The following is an 18,069-nucleotide window of genomic DNA, read 5'->3' as shown; positions in this document are numbered from 1 at the left end:
GAATCCTTTCAGCCCTGCAATTCCGCCTCGCGTTCCAGGCGTTGCTGGCGGCGGCGGGCCAGCTGGCCGTGTTTCGGGGCGAACAGGAACGCCAGTCCGAACAGCACGCTCTGCGTCAGGACGATGCACGCGCCGGTCGCGCCGTCCAGGAAGTAACTGACGTACGTGCCGAGCAGGCTGGACAGCACGCCGGTCGCCACGGCCAGCCCCATCATGCGGCTGAAGCGGTCCGTGAGCAGGTACGCGGTCGCGCCGGGCGTGATCAGCATGGCGACGACCAGGATCACGCCGACCGTCTGGAGGGCGCTGACGATGGTCAGGGCCAGGATGACCAGCAGCGCGGCGTACAGGAAGCCGGTGTTCAGGCCGATGGAGCGGGCGTGCGTGGCGTCGAACACGTACAGCAGCAGGTCGCGGCGCAGGATCAGGATGGCGCCCAGCGCGACGGCGCCCGCGACGACGGTCTGCCACAGTTCGTCCTGGCTGATGCCCAGCACGTCCCCGAACAGGATGTGCGACAGGTGCACGTCGCTGGACACGCGCGAGATCATCACGAGGCCCAGCGAGAACAGGGCCGTGAAGACCACGCCGATCACGGTGTCCTCCTTGACGCGCGAGCGGGACTGGATGAAGCCGATGGCGCTGACGCTGATCAGGCCGAACACGAACGCGCCGATCACGAACGGCAGGTTCAGCAGGTACGCCAGGACCACGCCGGGCAGCACGGCGTGCGATACGGCGTCGCCCATCAGCGACCAGCCCTTGAGGGTGATGAAGCACGACAGGACCGCGCAGACCGCGCCGACCAGCGAGGAGACCAGCAGGGCGCGCAGCATGAAGTCGTACCCGAGCGGGGCCAGCAGGGGGGTGAGCAGGGCGTCCATCAGCGGACCTCCGGGGTGCGGGCGGGAATGCGGGCCGGGTCGTGCAGCGGCGAGCGGCCCCCGAAGGTGAGGGCGAGGTTCCCGGCGGTGAGGATCTGCGCGGTCGGGCCGGCGGTCAGGACGGTGCGGTCGGCGATCAGGGCCACGTCGTCGCAGAAGCTCTCCAGGGTGCCCAGGTCGTGGGTGCTGACCAGGACGCTGCGGCCACTGCCCGCGAGGTCGCGCAGCAGGCCCGTGATGGCCTCGCTGGTGCCGACGTCCACGCCGCCGAAGGGTTCGTCGAGCAGCAGCAGGCGGGCGTCCTGCGCGAGTGCGCGGGCCAGGAAGGCGCGTTTGCGCTGCCCGCCGGACAGTTCCCCGATCTGCCGTTCGGCGAAGTCGGTCATGGACACGCGGGCCAGGGCGGCCTGCACGGCCTCGCGGTCGGTGGCGGACGGGCGGCGCAGCAGGCCCATGCGGCCCTGGCGGCCCATGGTGACCACGTCGCGCACGCTGACCGGGAAGTCCCAGTCGACGTCCTCGGCCTGCGGGACGTAGGCGATCACGCCGGCCTTCTGCGCCTGCCGGACGGGCTGCCCGAACACCTGCACCTGCCCGCGCAGCGGCGGCAGGAAGCCCATGATGGTCTTGAACAGCGTGCTCTTGCCGGCGCCGTTCATGCCGACCAGGCCGCAGATCCGGCCGGGTTGCAGGGTCAGCGTGGCGCTTCTCAGGGCGAGGCGGCCGCCGCCGTACGCGACGCTCACGCCCTGCACGTCCAGCGCGGGGCCGCTCACGGCCGCTCTCCCGTGAGCCCGGCGAGGATGGTGCTGGCGTCCCGGCGTAGCAGGTCGAGGTAGGTGGGGACCTCGTCGGACAGCGAGTCCACGTGCAGCGCGCCGGCGTAGCGGGCGCCGGCCTCGGCGGCGACCTGCCGCATGCCCTTGTCCGGGACGGTGCTCTCGCAGAACACGGCGGGGACGCCCTGGGCGCGCACGCCGTCGATCACGGCGCGGATCTGGCGGGGCGTGCCCTGGCCTTCCTCGGCGTTGACGGGCCACAGGTACAGTTCCTTCAGGCCGTAGTCGCGGGCGAGGTAACTGAAGGCCCCCTCGCAGGTGACGAGCGCGCGGCGGTTCGGGGGTAGCTGGCCCAGCTGCGTGGAGAGCTGCCGGTCGACCTCGCGGATCTGCGCGGCGTAGGCGTCGGCGTTGGCGCGGAAGGTGTCGGCCCCGGCCGGGTCGAGGTCGGTCAGCGCCCGGCGGATGTTCTCGACGTAGATCAGGGCGTTTTTCGGGGACATCCAGGCGTGGGGGTTGGGTTTGCCGGCGTAGGCGTCGGCGGCGATGTTCACGGGCGTGATGCCGTCGGTGAGGGTGACGGTGGGGGCCTCGCTGTCCTGCGTGAAGCGGGTGAACCAGCGTTCGAGGTTCAGGCCGTTGTTCAGGATCAGGTCGGCGCCCTGCGCGCGGATCAGGTCGCTGGGCGTGGGCTGGTAGCCGTGGATCTCCGCGCCGGGTTTCGTGATGGACACGACCTCGATGCGGTCGCCGGCGACGTTGCGGGCCATGTCGGCCAGGATGGTGAAGGTGGTCAGGACGCGCGGTCGGTCGGTGGGGGCCGCGCCGGGCGGGGTGGCCTGTGGGGTGGTCCGGGTGGCCGGGTCGGCTGGCCCGCAGGCGGACAGGGTGCCGGCCACGCACAGCAGAGCGGCGGAGAGCAGCAGCGTCTTCATATTTTTAGTCTTGCCTAAAAATTGTTTTAGGTCAAGCTACAACCTGCGGGTCCGACGGCCTCCGGTGGAAGGGGTGGCCAGAACCACTCCATCCGGGCCGCCCCGCAGGGCTGCGAAGCAGGGCGAGTGGAAGCACGGCGGACGGTCAGGCGTGGAGTGGACACCCCGCTGCTGTCCCGTGTTGTCACCCAAGCGGACGGCATCCGTCTCAGCCTCCCGCACCGTTCCCGACTGGGGACAGGGAGCTGCCTCCCGCGGCGGGGGCCTGTAGAATGAGCCATGCTTCCCAGTCCGAGGCCGCCGCATGCCTGAGCGTGAGACGCAGCTGTTCGTCGCCATGTTCAAGAAATCCCCCATCGGCATGGCGCTCGTCTCCCCGATGGGCCGTTTCATGACCGTGAACGACACGCTCTGCGCCCTGCTCGGGTATCCCAGCGAACGCCTGCTGAGCCTCACCTTCCAGGACATCACCCATCCGGACGACCTCGACGCCGACCTGACCCTGCTGCGGCAACTCGTGGACGGTGACATCACCCAGTACGAGATGCGCAAACGGTACCGGCACGCCAGCGGGCAACTCATCTGGGCGCAGCTGAACGTCTCCATGATCCTCAGCGACGACGGGTCACCCGCCTTCTTCGTCTCGCAGATCCAGCGCCTGCCGGACGCCGACATCCCCGCGCCCGCACAGGTCACGGTCCACGGCCCCTGACCGAATGCCGGTCGACCCTCCCGGGGACTGGCCCGGGATCAGCCGGTCAGAGAGACAACCGGAATTCGCTTCCGCCCGCCGCCGGTTCGGAGGCCCGCCCTGCGGCGCGGCGGGTCCGCCCCGTCCCGCTTCGAGCAGTGACCATAGGGAGGCTGTCTGTATGGCCGAGCGGCCCTGTGCCACTCCGCGGGAGAGCGGGTGAAGGTTGACGGGCAGGCCGGACTGGAGCTGCGAAGCAGAGAAGGGAGGCTTCGGAACAACAGACGTCCGATGCCTCCCTCCGGAGAACGGCCCTGACGGTCCGTGTGGCGCGGTCCGCGCCCTATCCCGCGCGGCCCAGGCGGGCCGCCAGGATCGCGGGGCCGTGCTCGGCGGCCGAGCGGACCAGGATCCCCATCTTGTGCGGATTGGCCTCCAGGTCGATGCGCAGGCCCAGGTCGGCGGCGGCCTCGCTGCACGCCGGGCCGATGGACACGATGACCATGCGGTTCAGGCCGGCGCGGGCCTCCTCCAGCAGGTTCAGTTTCTCGGCGTACTTCAGGAAGTGCAGGATCTGCGTGCCGCTCGACAGCAGCAGGATGTCCGGGCCGCCCAGGACCACGTCGCGGACCGCGCGGGCCAGCGGGCCGGGGTCCTGCGGGAACGCGCAGCGGTACACCGGCACGCTCGTCACGCGGATGCCGGCGTAGCCGAGTTCGCGCAGCATGGCGCCGGGGATGGCCTCGCCGTACTCGAGGATCACGGCGTGCTGCCCGCGTTCCAGCGTGGCGATCAGGTGCTCCTGCACCTCGTGCCAGGTGCTGGGTCTGGGCACCTGGGTGCTGCTCAGGCCGAAGGTCCTGAGCGCCTGCGCGGGTTTGCTGCCGCGCGACACGAACGGCACGCCGCGCAGGGTCTCGAGGTGCTGCGGGTCACGGGCGGCGAGTTCCTTCAGGAACAGGCGGGTGCCCACGCCGGTCAGGCACGCGACGGCGTGGATGTCGCCTGCCAGCAGGTCCCGCTCGAACCGGGCGAGGGGCGCACTCAGGTCGAGTTTCATCTCGCGCATGCTGGGGGCGACCTGGGGCGCGCCGCCGTACTTGCGGATCAGGGTCTCCATCTCCTCGCTGCGGCGGGATTCCAGACTCAGGACATTCAGGCCGGCGAACCAGTCCATACGTCACCTCCGTCAAAGCGGGTGGCGTACACGGGGACGCTCACGCGGGGATCGTCGAGGCTCAGGCCGCTCTGCAGGTCGAAGGCGTGCTTGAGCAGGGGAGAGGCGACCTTCACGCGCGTCTCGCCGTTCAGGGTGTAACTGCCGGTCAGGCCGCGCGAGAGGACGTTCGCGCCGGTGTACGGGTCGCGGTTGCCGGTGGCGTACACGCGCCCGCCGACGCGGAACACCGCGACCTGCTGGCCATGAATCAGGGCGCACACGCCGGTGCCGGGCAGGATGTCGTCCAGCGCGCACACGCGCGTCCAGGGAATCGGGGGGTGGGTGGATGGGGCAGTGAGGGTCATGGCTCTCCTTGCGGGGGCTGCGGACTTCAGGGTGAGGGCTGGCGTTCAGTGGCGTGTCAGGTCAGGTCACGGGGCGCACTTCAGTCCCCGCCGAGCACCGGCAGCGGGGAGAGGTGGGGCGCGTCGGCCGGGCGGATCTGGCCGCGTTCGTCGACCCACTGCACGCCGTCGTCGCGGGCGTCCGTGTTCACGAAGGTGCGGAAGCGGGCGCGGATCGCGGGGTCGTTCACGGCGGCCGCCCACTCGTCCCGGTACGTGCCGATGTGGCGGGCCATCTCGGCTTCCAGCTCGGCGCAGAGGCCCAGGTGGTCGTCGATGATCACGCTCCGCAGGTAGTCCAGGCCGCCGTCCAGGTTCTCCAGCCACGTCGAGGTGCGTTGCAGGCGGTCGGCGGTGCGCACGTAGAACATCAGGTAGCGGTCGAGGAGGGTGACCACCCCGTCCTCGCTCAGGTCACTGGCGAGCAGCACGGCGTGCTTGGGTGTGACGCCGCCGTTCCCGCCGACGTACACGTTCCAGCCCTTCTCGGTGGCGATGATCCCGAAGTCCTTGCTGCGGGCCTCGGCGCACTCGCGGGTGCAGCCGGACACGCCGCTCTTGAGTTTGTGGGGGCTGCGCAGGCCGCGGTAGCGCAGTTCCAGGCGCACGGCGAGGCTGGTGGAGTCCTGCACGCCGTAGCGGCACCACGTGCTCCCCACGCAGCTCTTGACGGTGCGCAGGCTCTTGCCGTACGCGTGCCCGCTCTCGAACCCGGCGGCGATCAGTTCCTCCCAGATGGCGGGAAGGTCGTCCCGGTGCGCGCCGAGCAGGTCGATGCGCTGCCCGCCGGTGATCTTGCAGTACAGCCCGAAGCGTTTGGCGACCGCGCCGATGGCGATCAATCCGTCGGCGGTGATCTCGCCGCCCGGCACGCGCGGCATGACCGAGTACGTGCCGTTCTTCTGGATGTTCGCCAGGAACGCGTCGTTCGTGTCCTGCAGCGGCGCGTGCTGCGGCGCGACGACCAGTTCGCCATGCAGCGAGGCCAGGATGCTGCCCACCGCGGGCTTGCAGATCTCGCAGCCCAGGCCCGAGCCGTGCGCGGCGAGCACCTCGTCCCAGGTGGCGTGCCCACGGACGCGGATCAGGTCGAACAGTTCCTGCCGGGAGTACGGGTAGTGCTCGCACAGGTGGTTGGTGACCGCCATGCCCAGGCGGCGCAGTTCGGTCTGCAGCAGGCCGTGCAGGCTGGGCACGCACCCGCCGCAGCCTGTGCCCGCGCCGGTGCACTTCTTCAGACTGGCGACGTCCCGCGCGCCCTCAGCTATGGCGGCGCACAGGGCGCTCTCGCGGACGTTCTCGCAGGAGCACAGCAGCGCGTCGGATGACGTCATTACCGCGCCGCCGGGGAGGGGGGGCACGATCAGCGTCTCGGGCGGGACGCTCAGGGGCACGGCGGACAGGGTCAGGTCCAGCAGGTCCGCGTAGCGGGCGGTGTCGCCCACCAGCAGGCCGCCCAGCACGCGCCCGTCCTCCGACACGACGACCTTGCTGTACGTGCCGCGCACGTTGTCGCTCAGGGACACGCTGCGCGCGCCGGGCGTCACACCCTTCGCGTCACCGAAGGACCCGACCTCCACGCCCAGCAGCTTCAGCTTGGTGCTCAGGTCCGCGCCGCGGAAGTGCGCGGGCGAGGCGTCCAGCACGCCCAGGTCACGCAGGACGTTCACGGCCGCCACCTTCGCCATCTGGTAGCCGGGCGCGACCAGACCGTACACGCGCCCGTCATGCAGGGCGCACTCGCCGACCGCGTACGTGTGCGGGTCGCTCGTGCGGCACGCGTCGTCGATCCGGATGCCGCCGCGCTCGCCGGCACTCAGCCCGGCGGCGCGGGCCAGATCGTCGCGGGGGCGGATGCCGGCGCTGAACACCACGAGGTCCGCGTCCAGACGACTTCCGTCCGAGAAGTCCAGGCCGGTCACGCGCCCCTGTGCGTCCACGCTGACCTGCTGCGTGCTCCTGCCAAGGTGCACGCCGATGCCCATGCCCTCAATGGTGCGGCGCAGGGCCGCGCCGCCCTCGGCGTCGAGCTGGGCGGGCATCAGGTGCGGCGCGAACTCCACGACGTGCGTCTCCAGGCCCAGCCTGCGCAGCGCCCCGGCGGCCTCCAGGCCCAGCAGGCCGCCGCCGATCACGGCGCCGCTGCGCGCCCCACGGGCGGCCTCGCGGATGGCGTCGAGGTCGTCCAGCGTGCGGTACACGAAGCAGCCGGTGGCGTCCCGGCCCGGCACGGGCGGCACGAAGGGAAAGGAACCGGTGGCAAACACCAGCGCGTCGTACGCGAGCGTCTGCCCGGCGACCTGCACGGTCCTCTCGGTCAGGTTCACGGCGTCGGCGCGGCCCTGCACGACGGTCACGCCCGCCTCGCGGTACCCGTCCTCTGTCGCCAGGGACAGGTCGGGGCGGGGGTCGTCGAGATGCGCGGACAGGTGCACGCGGTCGTAGGCGAGGCGGCTCTCCTCGCTGATCACGGTCAGGTGCAGGGCGTCGGGGTCGGCGTGCTGGCGCAGTTGCTCGACCAGGCGGTGACCGACCATGCCGTTACCGATGACGACGACGCGCGGGGTGCTGGGAGCCTGGGGTGGGGTCATGGGGTCCTCCGTGTGGGTCGCGGCTGCGCCGCCTGTGACGCAGCGGGGCGACCGCTGCCGCACATTGAGCCGGATCCTGAACGTTTTGTCAAGTTTTTCTGATTGAATTGCACACGAAGTGGGCATATGCCCGGCTATCTGTCTAGAATCCTGCAGATTGTTCGAACTTTCGATGACGTTCTGCAGAATTGGCCTTGACTTTTCTCACGCTGCCCTTCAGGCTCGCCCCATGAACGCGGCCCCCTCCCGCACCGTCCGCACCACCTGCCCCTACTGCGCCGTGCAGTGCAACTTCGACCTGCACCTCGAACACGGACTGGTCACGCGCGCCACCCCCACCCGGGACTGCCCGGTCGCGCACGGCACCGTCTGCAAGAAGGGCCTCGCCGCGCCGGGCGACCTGCGCCACCCGGACCGCCTGACCACGCCGCTGCTGCGCCGCGACGGCCAGCTGGTCCCCGTCAGCTGGCCCGAGGCCATGGCCCACGTCCGCGAGGCCCTGAGCCCCCTGGTACAGCGCGCCCCGCAGCGCATCGGCGTGTTCGGCAGCGGCAGCCTCACCAACGAGAAGACGTACCTGCTGGGCAAGTTCGCCCGCGTGGCCCTCCAGACCCCCAACATCGACTACAACGGCCGCTACTGCATGGCCAGCGCCAGCGCGGCCCTGAACCGCACCTTCGGTCTCGACCGGGGCCTGGGCTTCCCGCTCTCTGACATGACCCGCAGCGACCTGATCCTGCTCGTCGGCGCGAACATCGCCGAGACCCTCCCACCGGTCATGCAGTACCTCAAGGGCGCCAGGGACCGCGGCGGCGCCGTGTACGCCATCGACCCGCGCGCCACCACCACCGCCCGCGTCGCCGGACGGCACCTCGCGCCCCGCCCCGGCACGGACGGCATCCTGGCCCTGGGCCTGCTGCACCTCATGAAAACCTGGGGCAGGATCCGCCCCACCGCGCCCGCCCACGGCCTCAGCGACGTCCTCTGGCACGCCGACGACTACCCGCCGGCCCGCGTGGCCCACGGGTGCGGCATTCCCGAAACGGACCTGATGACCCTGGCCCGCGCCTACGCCGACGCCCGCACGCCACTGATCCTCACCGGACGCGGCCCCGAACAGCACACCCACGGCACCGACACCGTGCAGGCCTGGATCAACCTCGCGTTCCTGACCGGGCATGTCGGCAAGCAGGGCGGCGGCTTCGGCACCCTGACCGGCCAGGGCAACGGCCAGGGCGGGCGCGAACACGGCCAGAAGAACGACCAGCTGCCCGGCGCCCGCAGCCTGCGCGACCCCCACCACCGCGCCCAGATGGCCGCCCACTGGAACGTCCCGGAACGCCACCTGCCCCAGCCCGGCCACAGCGCCCAGGAACTCCTGAACGCCTGCGGCGACCCCGGCGAGGGCGGCATCAACGCGCTGATCGTGCTGGGCAGCAACCCGGTCGTCAGCGCCGCCGGCGCCGGACAGGTCACCGAGAAGCTACGCGCCCTCAAGCACCTGATCGTCATCGACTTCCTGCCCAGCGAGACCGCGCAGCTGGCCACGCTGGTCCTGCCCGGCAGCATGTGGTGCGAGGAGGAAGGCACCACCACCAACCTCGAGGGCCGCGTGCAGCGCCGCCGCCGCGCCATGACCGCCCCTGGCGCCGCCCGCGAGGACTGGCGGATCCTGTGCGACCTCGCGCACGCCGTCGGCCGCCCCCACGGCTTCACGTACCCCACCTTCCGCGACCTGCAGGACGACTTCTTTCTCGCCACGCGCGGCGGCAGGGCCGACTACAGCGGCCTGAGCGCCGAACGCCTCGACCGCGCCAGCGCCCAGTGGCCCGTTCCGCGCGCCGACGGCCCCGACACGCCCCTGGCCTACGCCCCCACCTACCCCACCCCGGACGGACTGGCCACCCTGCACGTGCCGCGCCTGCCCACCCCGGACCTCGCGCCGCGCACCCTGCACCTGACCACCGGCCGCCTCGGCAACCAGTACCAGAGCGGCACCCAGACCCGCCGCAACGCCGCCCTGAAAGCCGAGAACACCGTGCAGATCCACCCGGACACCGCCCGCGCCCACAGCCTGAAAGCCGGGCAGCCCGTCACGCTGGTCACCGCGCACGGTCAGGCCACGCTGCCCGTCACCCTGACCCCCGGCATCCGCCCCGACACGCTGTTCGTCCCCTTCCACTGGCCGGGCGCGGCCAACCTGCTCACCGACCCGGCCGCCCTGGACCCGCACTCGCGCATGCCGGGCTTCAAGGTCACGCCCGTCACGCTGCGGCCCGCCCCCGTGCACGCTCCTGACCCCACGACCGACCCCGGTCCCCTGCCCCGCCCCCTGAGGCCCACCCCCACCCCCTGACCGGCGGGCCGCTCCTGGCCCGCCCCCCACCCCGGTCCCATCCGGTGCCCCCCTCACCGGCCCCCAGGCCCCCCCACCCCCCAGGAGGAACCCCATGACGCACGCCCCCAGCGCCCCCACCCCCGGCCCCGCCCCGACCCTCACCGGGAACGCCCCCCTGACCCCGGACGCCCGCCGCGTCGTGACCTTCGCCACGCTGGGCTTCACGCTGATGTTCGCGGTGTGGGTCATGTTCGCCATCGTGGGCCTGCCCATCCGCAAGGAACTCGGCCTCTCGGACGCGCAGTTCACGCTGCTGACCGCCATTCCCGTCTTGACCGGCTCGCTGCTGCGCCTCCCGGCCGGCATCTGGGCCGACCGTTACGGCGGCAGGACCGTGTTCCTGGCCACCACCCTCCTGACCGCCGCGTTCGCCCTGGCCCTCGCCTACGCCAGCAGTTACACCCTGCTGCTGATCCTCGCGCTCGGCGTGGGCCTGGCCGGCGTCAGCTTCGCCGTCGGGAACGCCTGGATCGCGCAGTGGGTTCCCACCGCCCGCCAGGGCCTCGCGCTCGGCACCTTCGGCGCGGGGAACGCCGGGGCCAGCCTCACCAAACTCCTCGCGCCCCTGATGATCACCGCCGTCCCTGCCGGACTGCTGATCCCCGGCGGGTGGCACTTCGTGCCGTTCGTGTTCAGTGTGCTGCTGCTGCTGTGCGCCGCCGCCACCGCCCGCTTCACGCCCGTCGACGCCGCGCCGCGCGGCGAACGCACCCTGGCCGACTGGCTGCGCCCCCTGGCCAGACTGCAGGTGTGGCGCTTCGGGCTGTACTACGTGGTGTTCTTCGGCGCGTACGTCGCGTACTCCCTGTTCCTGCCCCGGTACTACGTCGACCACTACGGCCTGCCCCTGGCCCGCGCCGGCCTCCTGACCGCGCTGTTCATCTTTCCCGCCAGTCTCCTGCGCCCCCTGGGCGGGTACCTGTCCGACCGCTTCTCGCCGCGCGCCGTGACCGTGGCCGCGTTCGCCGTCATGCTGGCCGGCCTGCTGCCCCTGATGCGCGACCTGCCCCTCACGCCCTTCCTGCTCCTGACCGCCGTCGTCGGCGTCGGCATGGGCGTCGGCAAGGCCAGCACGTACACCCTGATCGCCCGGTGGAACCCCGGTCAGATGGGCGTCGTCGGCGGGCTCGTGGGCCTGCTCGGCGGGCTCGGCGGGTTCTTCCTGCCGCTGATCTTCGCCGCGTTCAAACCCACCCTCGGCCCCCAGGCGGCCTTCGTGACGCTGTTCATCCTGACCGCCGGGTGCGGCGTCGTGTTCGTCGCGAACATGGTCCGCCTGACCGTCACTGGCCGCCAGCCCAGCCTCACCTGACCCGCGCCGGCCCGTCTCGCCCGGAACGATCTGCGTGGCGTTCACGCGCCGCGCGTACCTGCCGGGGTTCAGGTGGGGGAGGTGCCGGGTTCGGCGGTGCCGAGGCTGCGGGCGAGGTTCTGCGCCAGTTCGAAGGAGCGCGGGTCGGTGTACCCGGCGTCCGTCTGCGACAGCGGGAAGTCGCGCAGGCTGGCCCGGCGGATCTGGGACGGCCCGATGAACGGCAGGTTGGCGCCCTGGCACACCCGGAAGACCGCGAGGCGCAGGTCGTCCTGGGTGCGGTACGGGAAGACGTGCGCGTCGTCGTGGACGTGCAGCGGCCCGCCCGCGCTGGCCAGCAGCGGTTCGAGCGCCTGGACGCTGGGCGCGTCGAGGGCGCTGACGGTGCGGCGGCGCAGCAGGCGGCCGCGGGCGTGGTCGTACATGCCCCAGCGCAGGGACAGCAGTTCCGTGACCTGCAGCGCTTGGCGGTACATCAGGGTCAGCGCGGCGTGCAGGGCGGGGTCGGTGGCGTTCAGCAGCAGGCGGGTCAGGGCGTCCGGGTGGGGGAGGGCGTCGCGGGCGTGTTCGGCGGGCGGCGTCTGGAAGTCGGTGAGGGGGTCGCTGCTGATCAGGCCGGCGCGGCGCAGGGTGGTGTACAGGCCGCGCAGGGTGCTGGTGCGGGCGATGATGGTGTTGTTGCTGGCGACGCCGCCGCGGGCGTTGCTCAGCAGGGGCGTGCGCAGCCAGGCGTGGAAGTCGGCGGGGGGACGCAGCAGGTTGACGTGGTCGGTGCGGGCCTGTTCGAGGATGGGTTTCAGGTTGGCGCGGGTCTGCGCGGGCGGGCGCGTGAGGTGGCCGCCCGCCTGGAGGGTGGCGACCAGGGTGTCGAGGTCGAGGTCCGTGAGGGCGCGCGTGAGTTTGAGGGCGAGTTCGTCGGGGTGGGGGCCGGGCATGGGAACCTCCGGGAAGTCAGCTTAAATATTTACGTGTATATGATAGCAGGTTTTCCCCCACCTCCCCCCGACCCTCCACGGCAACACCCGACTGACCGGCCGCACACCCGGGTGTCCTGCACCGGGAGACTGTGTTTTTCGCGCCGGATGGGGCATGATGGGGGGATGACTGGTCGCCGACGGTGACCGGCTCGTGTGTTGTTCTCGCCGGGATGTCTGGTTCTGTCCGCCTGGACGGACGTGTGACGGCGCCCCATTAGTTTCAAGCTGCGCTCCGGCGCGGCGCGCCCTGTGTGGGCGTCGACAGGATGTTTCATGACCCGAATTCAGGATAGACCCCGGCGCACGCCGGTTGACTCTTCGGCGGCCGCCCCGGCCACCCCGACCTCCCGCACGGCCCCCGCCCGCCGGCCCCAGCCGGAAACGGCCCGCGTGAACGCCGACTGGCGCGCCCTGCTGGGCGACCGCACGCCCACCCCGGTGCAGGCGGGCGCCATTCCCGCCCTGCTGTCCGGCCGTGACGTCATCACGACCGCCCGGACGGGCAGCGGAAAGACGCTGGCATTCCTGATTCCGGCGGCGGCGCGTGGCACCGGCATGAGCGCCGTGCGCGGCATGCGCCCGGAAGTGCTGGTCATCACGCCCACCCGTGAACTCGCCGTGCAGATCCGCGACGTCGCCCGCGAACTCGGCATGACCGCCGGGCGCATCACGGGTGGCATCACGCCCGGACAGACGCGCAGCGAGGCGACCGGCAAGGGCCTGATCTCCGGCACGCCCGGACGACTCAAGGACCTCATCAACCGCAACGAACTCAGCCTCGCAGGTCTGCGCTACGTGGTGCTGGACGAGGCCGACGAACTGCTGTCGCTGGGCTTCCTGCGTGACGTGGGAGACATCCTGCGCGCCGCGCAGCAGCAGAGTTCCAACAACGGACACCTGCAGGTCGCCATGGCCTCCGCCACGTTCCCCGCCGAGATCCGCGCGGTCGCGGAACGGTTCATGGTGAACCCGGAACGCATCGACATCGCCCCGGCCCGCTCCGACGACGCCGCCGCGAACGCCGCCGACGTGCTGGGCGGCGCGACCGGCGCCACCCACCTGCTCGTGAACACCACCCGCGACCAGGTGCTGGACCTCGCCGCTGACCGCGCCCGTGAAGTCCTGCGGGAACCCGGCGGTTGCGTCGTGATCTTCAGCCGCACCAAGTCCCTGGTGAAGCGCCGCGCCGAGAAACTGAACGAGCTGCTGCCGGGCGAGATCGTCAGTCCCCTCGAAGGCAACATGGACCAGAAGAAACGCGAACGGACCATGGCGCTGCTGCGCGAGGGCAAGTCCCGCGTGCTGATCGCCACGGACATCGCCGGCCGCGGCATCGACCTGCCGGAGGTGCGTCTGGTGATTCACATGGACATCTCGTCCACCGCCGAGGACCACGTGCACCGCTCCGGCCGCACGGCCCGTGCCGGCCGCCCCGGCACGAACCTCGTGCTGCTGATCCCCGAGCAGCGCGCCCTGTGGCAGAACGTGCGCCGGAAACTGCCGGGTGCGCTGCATCCGCCCCTGACCCGCGAGGAAAGCCAGATCGACAAGGACATCCAGGAGAAGCAGGGCCAGGGCCGCGGGCAGCAGGGTCCCGGCGGTGGCCGCCAGGGCCAGGGCCGCGCCCAGGGTCAACCGGGCGGCCAGTCCGGTCACGGGTCCCGTGCGCAGAGCGCCGGCCAGGGCAGCCATCAGGGCGCCGGTCACGGAACCCGCAGTCAGGGCGACCGGTCCCGGCAGGGTGGCCAGGGCCGCGGCGACAGTGCGGCCGGGACCGGCGCGGGCCGCGTGGGACCCCAGCGTCCCCGGGGACGTGGCGGGCGCCGCTGAGCAGCCTGCGCCGGACGCAGGGTTGAAGGGAGGCGCGAAGAGCACAGCTCTTCGCGCCTCCCTTCAACCCTGGGACGGACCCGGATGGGAGCAGAGTGAATTCCGTAGTGATTTTTGCCGTCCTGCACGCACAGAAATCCCCTGTCTGCTGGGAGGGCCGTCAGGGCCGTTCTCCACAGGCCTGCGGGGTCCTGGAAGGGCCGGTTGCTCCCGGCGATTTCACACTAATCAGACTTAGCTTGAAAACTGAACTTCTTAGTTGAGTGCGGCAATGGAGCGTGGCCGCTGCAGCCATGCCGAACTGCAGCCATGCTGAAATCCACCCGACGGCCCGCCTGTCCGGGTGGGCACGGCTCCGGCACCGCGCGGCGCACCGCGCACACGGAGGGTCCGGGCCAGTGAGGGTTGGGCGGGTGGTCTGCGCCCCTCTTGTGTGAATCATCACACTGGTGGGGGATTCGGTACCGCCGGGCAGACCCAGCCGGTAGGATGTCCGCTAAGAACTTATGTCCACTTCCGCTCCCGATAGTGAAACGCTGCTGCTCGCCGTGACCCGGAAGCTGCTGGCCCAGTCCAGTGAGAACGAACTGTGCCGTGAGGGCCTGACGTTCCTGTCGGAGCTGCTCGGCGCGGACCTGGGGCTGCTGCACCTGCGCGTCTCGGAGCACGAGTACACGCTGGGGGCGTCGTGGGGTGAGCATCCGCTGCTGGACGTTCACCGGGTGCAGGTGATGGAGCCCGAGTGGGTGACGCTGCTGACGGCCGGCACCTGGATCAGTGCGGCCGTGCCGTCGCCCGAGTGGCGTGGACCGCCGGAACGGAACTACGCGCGGCTGGGAGCGCAGCACCTCGTGAATTTCGGGTTGTTCAACGGCCCGGACCTGGTCGGAACGGTGAACCTGCTGTTCAACCGGCCCCGCCCGGACCTGAACGGGCTGGGGGTGCTGGGCACCATCGGGGCGTTGTGGGGGACGCTGCTCAGCCGCATGAAGGCCGAGGAGGGCGTCCGGGCGCGCGAGGCGATGCTGCGGACCGTGACGGATCAGGGAACGGATCTGGTGACGGTCCTCAACCGTCAGGGGTTCGTGCTGTACCAGAGTGGAGGCGCGCGGTTGCTGCTGGGCCGCAGCGCCAAGGACGTGACGGGACGGGCGGCGTTGAACGTCGTGCATCCCGACGACCTGGAGCGGGTGCAGGAAGCTTTCGCGGCGCTTGGGCGGGTGCCGGATTCGACCGTGAACCTGACCTTCCGCGCGTTGCACCGGGACGGGCGGGTGTTGTGGCTGGAGGCGCGCGGCCGGAACCTGCTGCATGAACCGGCGGTGCGGGGGGTGGTGGTGCACTCGCGGGACGTGACGGCGCAGCAGCGGGACCGGCGTTTCCTGGAGCGGCGGGTGCAGGAACTCACGCTGATGCACGAGACCAGCCTGCAGCTGCAGCGGGCGCAGACGGTGCAGGAGGTGGCCTGCCGGGTCGTGCAGCTGATCGAGGAGCGGCTGGGGCATCCGTTCGTGCGGGTGGCCAGTCTGGACGCCGACGGGTCACTCGTGACGCTGGCCCGGGAGACCGGCGGGCCGTCCGAACCGGTCGCGACCGGATTCGCGGGAGAGTGCCTGCGCCTGGGCCGCAGCGTGCTGGTGGGCGACGTGCGGCTCGATCCGCTGTATGAGCGGCCCGGCGGCGCTCACGGTGACCGTGTCCGGAGCGAGCTCGTCACGCCGTTGCGGGTGGCGGGGCAGCCGTGGGGGGTGCTGGCGGTCGAGAGTCCGGAAGTGGACGCCTTTGACGACGGGGACCGGCAGGCGCTGGAGACGGTGGCGGGGCAGGTGGGCGCGGCGCTGGCGAATGTGCTGCTGCTCGCGGACCTGCGCGGCAGCCGGGACGAGTTACGCCGCGCCTACGACCAGACCATCGAGGGCTGGGCGCGGGCGCTGGATTTCCGTGACCGGGAGACCGAGGGGCACAGTCAGCGGGTGACGGAGCTGGCCGTCAGTCTCGCGCGGCGGATGGGGCTGCGCGGCGAGCAGCTCGTGCACCTGCGTCGCGGGGCGCTGCTGCACGACATCGGGAAGATGGGCATTCCGGACGCGATCCTGCTGAAACCCGGCCCGCTGGACGAGGAGGAATGGGCGGTCATGCGCCGCCACCCGGAGATGGCACTGTCGCTCCTGGAACCCATCGAGTTCCTGCGGGACGCGCTGGACATTCCGTCCGCGCACCACGAGAAATGGAACGGCCGGGGGTACCCGGCGGGTCTGGCGGGCGAGGAGATTCCGCTGGCGGCCAGGATCTTCGCGGTGATTGACGTGTGGGACGCCCTGCGGCATGACCGGCCGTACCGGCCCGCCTGGGACGCCGCGCGGGCCCGCGCGCTGCTGGAGGCCGAATCGGGGGAGCATTTCGATCCGGCGGTGGTGAGGGCGTTCCTGGCGTGGCTGGACGAGGCGGACGGTCAGGTCCTGGACGGGGGGAAAGGGCATGTCTCCTGAGGCGACCCCGCCGGATCCGGAACTGACCGACATGCGGGCCGTGGAGCGGGAACTGGCCGACACGCTCGGCGCCATGGTCGGCGAGACCGACCTGCGGCAGCTGTCGTTGCTGCGGCGGGACGCGACGTACCTGGCGCTGGACCTGGGGGACCTGCAGGCGGCCATGACGCACGCGGTCACCTGCCTGGATCTCGCGCGGGCCGCCGGGGACGGCGGCCTCATGGCGCGGGCGCACGTGGCGGTGGCGCTGGTGATGCTCGACGTGTACGACGACCTGGGCGCCGATCAGCATTTCCAGGAGGCGGACGCCCTGGCCCGCGCGGCCGGTGAGGTGCGGGACGTGGCGCTCGTCGCGGTGAACGCCTCGCACTACGAACTTGAACGCGGGCGCAACGGGGCGGTGACGGCGCGGCTGCTGGAACTGCTGGATTCCCCGTTCCGGGCGGGGCTGGACAGCACCTCACCGGCCGCGCCGCCCCTGTCGGTGGCGTTTCACATCAATTTCGTGCGGGGCGCGTCGCTGGCCCTGCGGACCGGGGAGTTGCCGGAGGGACTGGCGGCGCAGGCCCGCGCGCAGCTGCCGGACTCCGTGCGGGCGCTCCGGGCGATGCAGGCGGAACCGCAGCGGGTGGCGGCGCAGCGCCTGTACCCGGAGGTGCTTGAGGCGCTGGTCGCGTGGGAGTTGCTGGGCGGGCGCGCCGCGGAGGCGCAGCGGCTCGCCACGGAACGCGTCCGGACCGCGCGGGCGAGCGGGAGTCAGCAGGCGCTGGGGCGGGCGCTGCTGGACCGCGCGCGGGTCTCGGCGTTCAGCCGGGACTGGCGCCGCATGGAGCGCGACGCGGCCAGTGCGGTCGAGGCGTTCGAGCGGGCCGGCCGGGAACTGCTGGCCGCCCAGGCGCGGCAGGTGCAGGCGGACGCGCTGGGACGGCAGAATCACTTCCGGCAGGCGTTCGAGGTGCAGCGGGACCTGACCCGCCGGCTGGAGGAACTGTACCGGGAGTACTTCCAGCAGGGCGCGCTGCTGCGGCAGATCGAACGGCAGGTCAGTGAGGCCGAGGTGCGGGCCGAGGCGTTCGCGGAGGCGGCGCTGCGTGACCCGCTGACCGGCGCGCCGAACCGCGCGGCGGCCATGGCCCACCTGGAGAACCTGCTGCAGCGGGCGGCGTCCGGCCATCCGGCGGCGGCGGCGCTGCTGGACCTCGATCACTTCAAGGCCGTCAATGACCGGTACGGGCACGTGGTCGGGGACGCGGTGCTCGTGCGGGCCGTGCAGGTCCTCACCCGCGAGATCCGCGAGCATGACTGCCTGGCGCGTTTCGGCGGGGAGGAATTCCTGCTGCTGCTGTCCGGCACGCCCTTCGACGTGGCGCGGCGCATCTGCGACCGGCTGTGCCGCACGCTGGCCGCCCACGACTGGAGTGACATTCACCCGGACCTGCGGGTCACGGCGAGTTTCGGCCTGGCCCGGCTCGCTCCGGGGCGAGATCCGACGCGGACGTTGCAGGCAGCCGATCAGGCGCTGTACGCCGCGAAGGCCGCCGGGCGCAACACGGTGCGTGAGGCGCCAGACGGCAGCTGACCCCCCCCGGCCGGGTCAACGGCAGCTGACCCCCCGGCCGG

At 71.6% G+C, this 18,069-nt stretch carries 13 protein-coding genes; 6 read left to right on the top strand and 7 right to left on the bottom strand.

Annotated features, from left to right (window positions below; all coding sequences use genetic code 11):
- Nucleotides 1–8 precede the first annotated feature (8 nt).
- Genes ABDZ66_RS03580 through ABDZ66_RS03570 form a run of 3 tightly spaced genes read right to left on the bottom strand, consistent with a single transcriptional unit; the run spans nucleotide 9 to nucleotide 2,598 of the window.
- Complete coding sequence (locus ABDZ66_RS03580) at nucleotides 9–884, bottom strand: metal ABC transporter permease (RefSeq protein WP_343756148.1); 876 nt, start codon at nucleotides 882–884, stop codon at nucleotides 9–11.
- Entirely contained in the window at nucleotides 884–1,660 is a 777-nt protein-coding gene (locus ABDZ66_RS03575; RefSeq protein ID WP_343756146.1) for a metal ABC transporter ATP-binding protein, read from the bottom strand. The genes ABDZ66_RS03580 and ABDZ66_RS03575 overlap by 1 nt, the downstream gene beginning before the upstream one ends.
- The gene (locus tag ABDZ66_RS03570; protein ID WP_343756144.1) at nucleotides 1,657–2,598 is read right to left on the bottom strand and encodes a metal ABC transporter substrate-binding protein; all 942 of its coding nucleotides are present in this window, start codon (nucleotides 2,596–2,598) and stop codon (nucleotides 1,657–1,659) included. The genes ABDZ66_RS03575 and ABDZ66_RS03570 overlap by 4 nt, the downstream gene beginning before the upstream one ends.
- Before the next feature lie 304 nt (nucleotides 2,599–2,902).
- Here ABDZ66_RS03570 and ABDZ66_RS03565 point away from each other — a divergent pair, with 304 nt between their 5' ends.
- Nucleotides 2,903–3,310: a PAS domain S-box protein gene (locus ABDZ66_RS03565; protein ID WP_343756142.1), complete on the top strand. Its 408-nt coding sequence runs from the start codon at nucleotides 2,903–2,905 to the stop codon at nucleotides 3,308–3,310.
- A gap of 322 nt (nucleotides 3,311–3,632) precedes the next feature.
- Here ABDZ66_RS03565 and ABDZ66_RS03560 read toward each other — a convergent pair whose 3' ends face one another.
- The 3 genes from ABDZ66_RS03560 to nirB all read right to left on the bottom strand — a co-directional run bounded on the left by ABDZ66_RS03560 (nucleotide 3,633) and on the right by nirB (nucleotide 7,443).
- Nucleotides 3,633–4,466 carry a uroporphyrinogen-III synthase gene (locus ABDZ66_RS03560; RefSeq protein ID WP_343756140.1) on the bottom strand — a complete coding sequence of 278 codons (834 nt, stop codon included), beginning with the start codon at nucleotides 4,464–4,466 and terminating at the stop codon, nucleotides 3,633–3,635.
- Entirely contained in the window at nucleotides 4,445–4,813 is a 369-nt protein-coding gene (gene nirD, locus ABDZ66_RS03555) for a nitrite reductase small subunit NirD (protein WP_343756138.1), read from the bottom strand. The genes ABDZ66_RS03560 and nirD overlap by 22 nt, the downstream gene beginning before the upstream one ends.
- An 80-nt stretch (nucleotides 4,814–4,893) precedes the next feature.
- Entirely contained in the window at nucleotides 4,894–7,443 is a 2,550-nt protein-coding gene (nirB, locus tag ABDZ66_RS03550) for a nitrite reductase large subunit NirB (protein ID WP_343756137.1), read from the bottom strand.
- A 229-nt stretch (nucleotides 7,444–7,672) separates the two neighbouring features.
- Here nirB and ABDZ66_RS03545 point away from each other — a divergent pair, with 229 nt between their 5' ends.
- Both ABDZ66_RS03545 and ABDZ66_RS03540 read left to right on the top strand, forming a co-directional pair.
- A complete protein-coding gene (locus tag ABDZ66_RS03545) occupies nucleotides 7,673–9,799 on the top strand; it encodes a molybdopterin oxidoreductase family protein (protein ID WP_343756136.1) in 2,127 nt (708 codons plus the stop codon).
- Between the two features lie 94 nt (nucleotides 9,800–9,893).
- The gene (locus tag ABDZ66_RS03540; RefSeq protein ID WP_343756133.1) at nucleotides 9,894–11,153 is read left to right on the top strand and encodes an MFS transporter; all 1,260 of its coding nucleotides are present in this window, start codon (nucleotides 9,894–9,896) and stop codon (nucleotides 11,151–11,153) included.
- A gap of 68 nt (nucleotides 11,154–11,221) precedes the next feature.
- On the opposite strand, the gene ABDZ66_RS03535 is transcribed toward ABDZ66_RS03540, so the two are convergent.
- A complete protein-coding gene (locus tag ABDZ66_RS03535) occupies nucleotides 11,222–12,088 on the bottom strand; it encodes a hypothetical protein (protein WP_343756131.1) in 867 nt (288 codons plus the stop codon).
- Nucleotides 12,089–12,403: 315 nt separating this feature from the next.
- On the opposite strand from ABDZ66_RS03535, the gene ABDZ66_RS03530 reads away from it, so the two are divergent.
- The 3 genes from ABDZ66_RS03530 (at nucleotide 12,404) to ABDZ66_RS03520 (ending at nucleotide 18,028) form a co-directional block, all read left to right on the top strand.
- A complete protein-coding gene (locus ABDZ66_RS03530) occupies nucleotides 12,404–13,960 on the top strand; it encodes a DEAD/DEAH box helicase (RefSeq protein ID WP_343756129.1) in 1,557 nt (518 codons plus the stop codon).
- Between the two features lie 506 nt (nucleotides 13,961–14,466).
- Nucleotides 14,467–16,449 (top strand): HD domain-containing phosphohydrolase, encoded by a 1,983-nt coding sequence (locus ABDZ66_RS03525; RefSeq protein ID WP_343756127.1) that lies wholly within the window; start codon nucleotides 14,467–14,469, stop codon nucleotides 16,447–16,449.
- Complete coding sequence (locus ABDZ66_RS03520; RefSeq protein ID WP_343756125.1) at nucleotides 16,439–18,028, top strand: GGDEF domain-containing protein; 1,590 nt, start codon at nucleotides 16,439–16,441, stop codon at nucleotides 18,026–18,028. Before ABDZ66_RS03525 ends, ABDZ66_RS03520 begins: the two co-directional genes overlap by 11 nt.
- The last annotated feature ends 41 nt before the right edge of the window (nucleotides 18,029–18,069 follow it).

The organism is Deinococcus depolymerans, assembly GCF_039522025.1.
GTDB lineage: Bacteria > Deinococcota > Deinococci > Deinococcales > Deinococcaceae > Deinococcus > Deinococcus depolymerans.
This window is presented reverse-complemented; position numbering and strand designations above follow the sequence as displayed.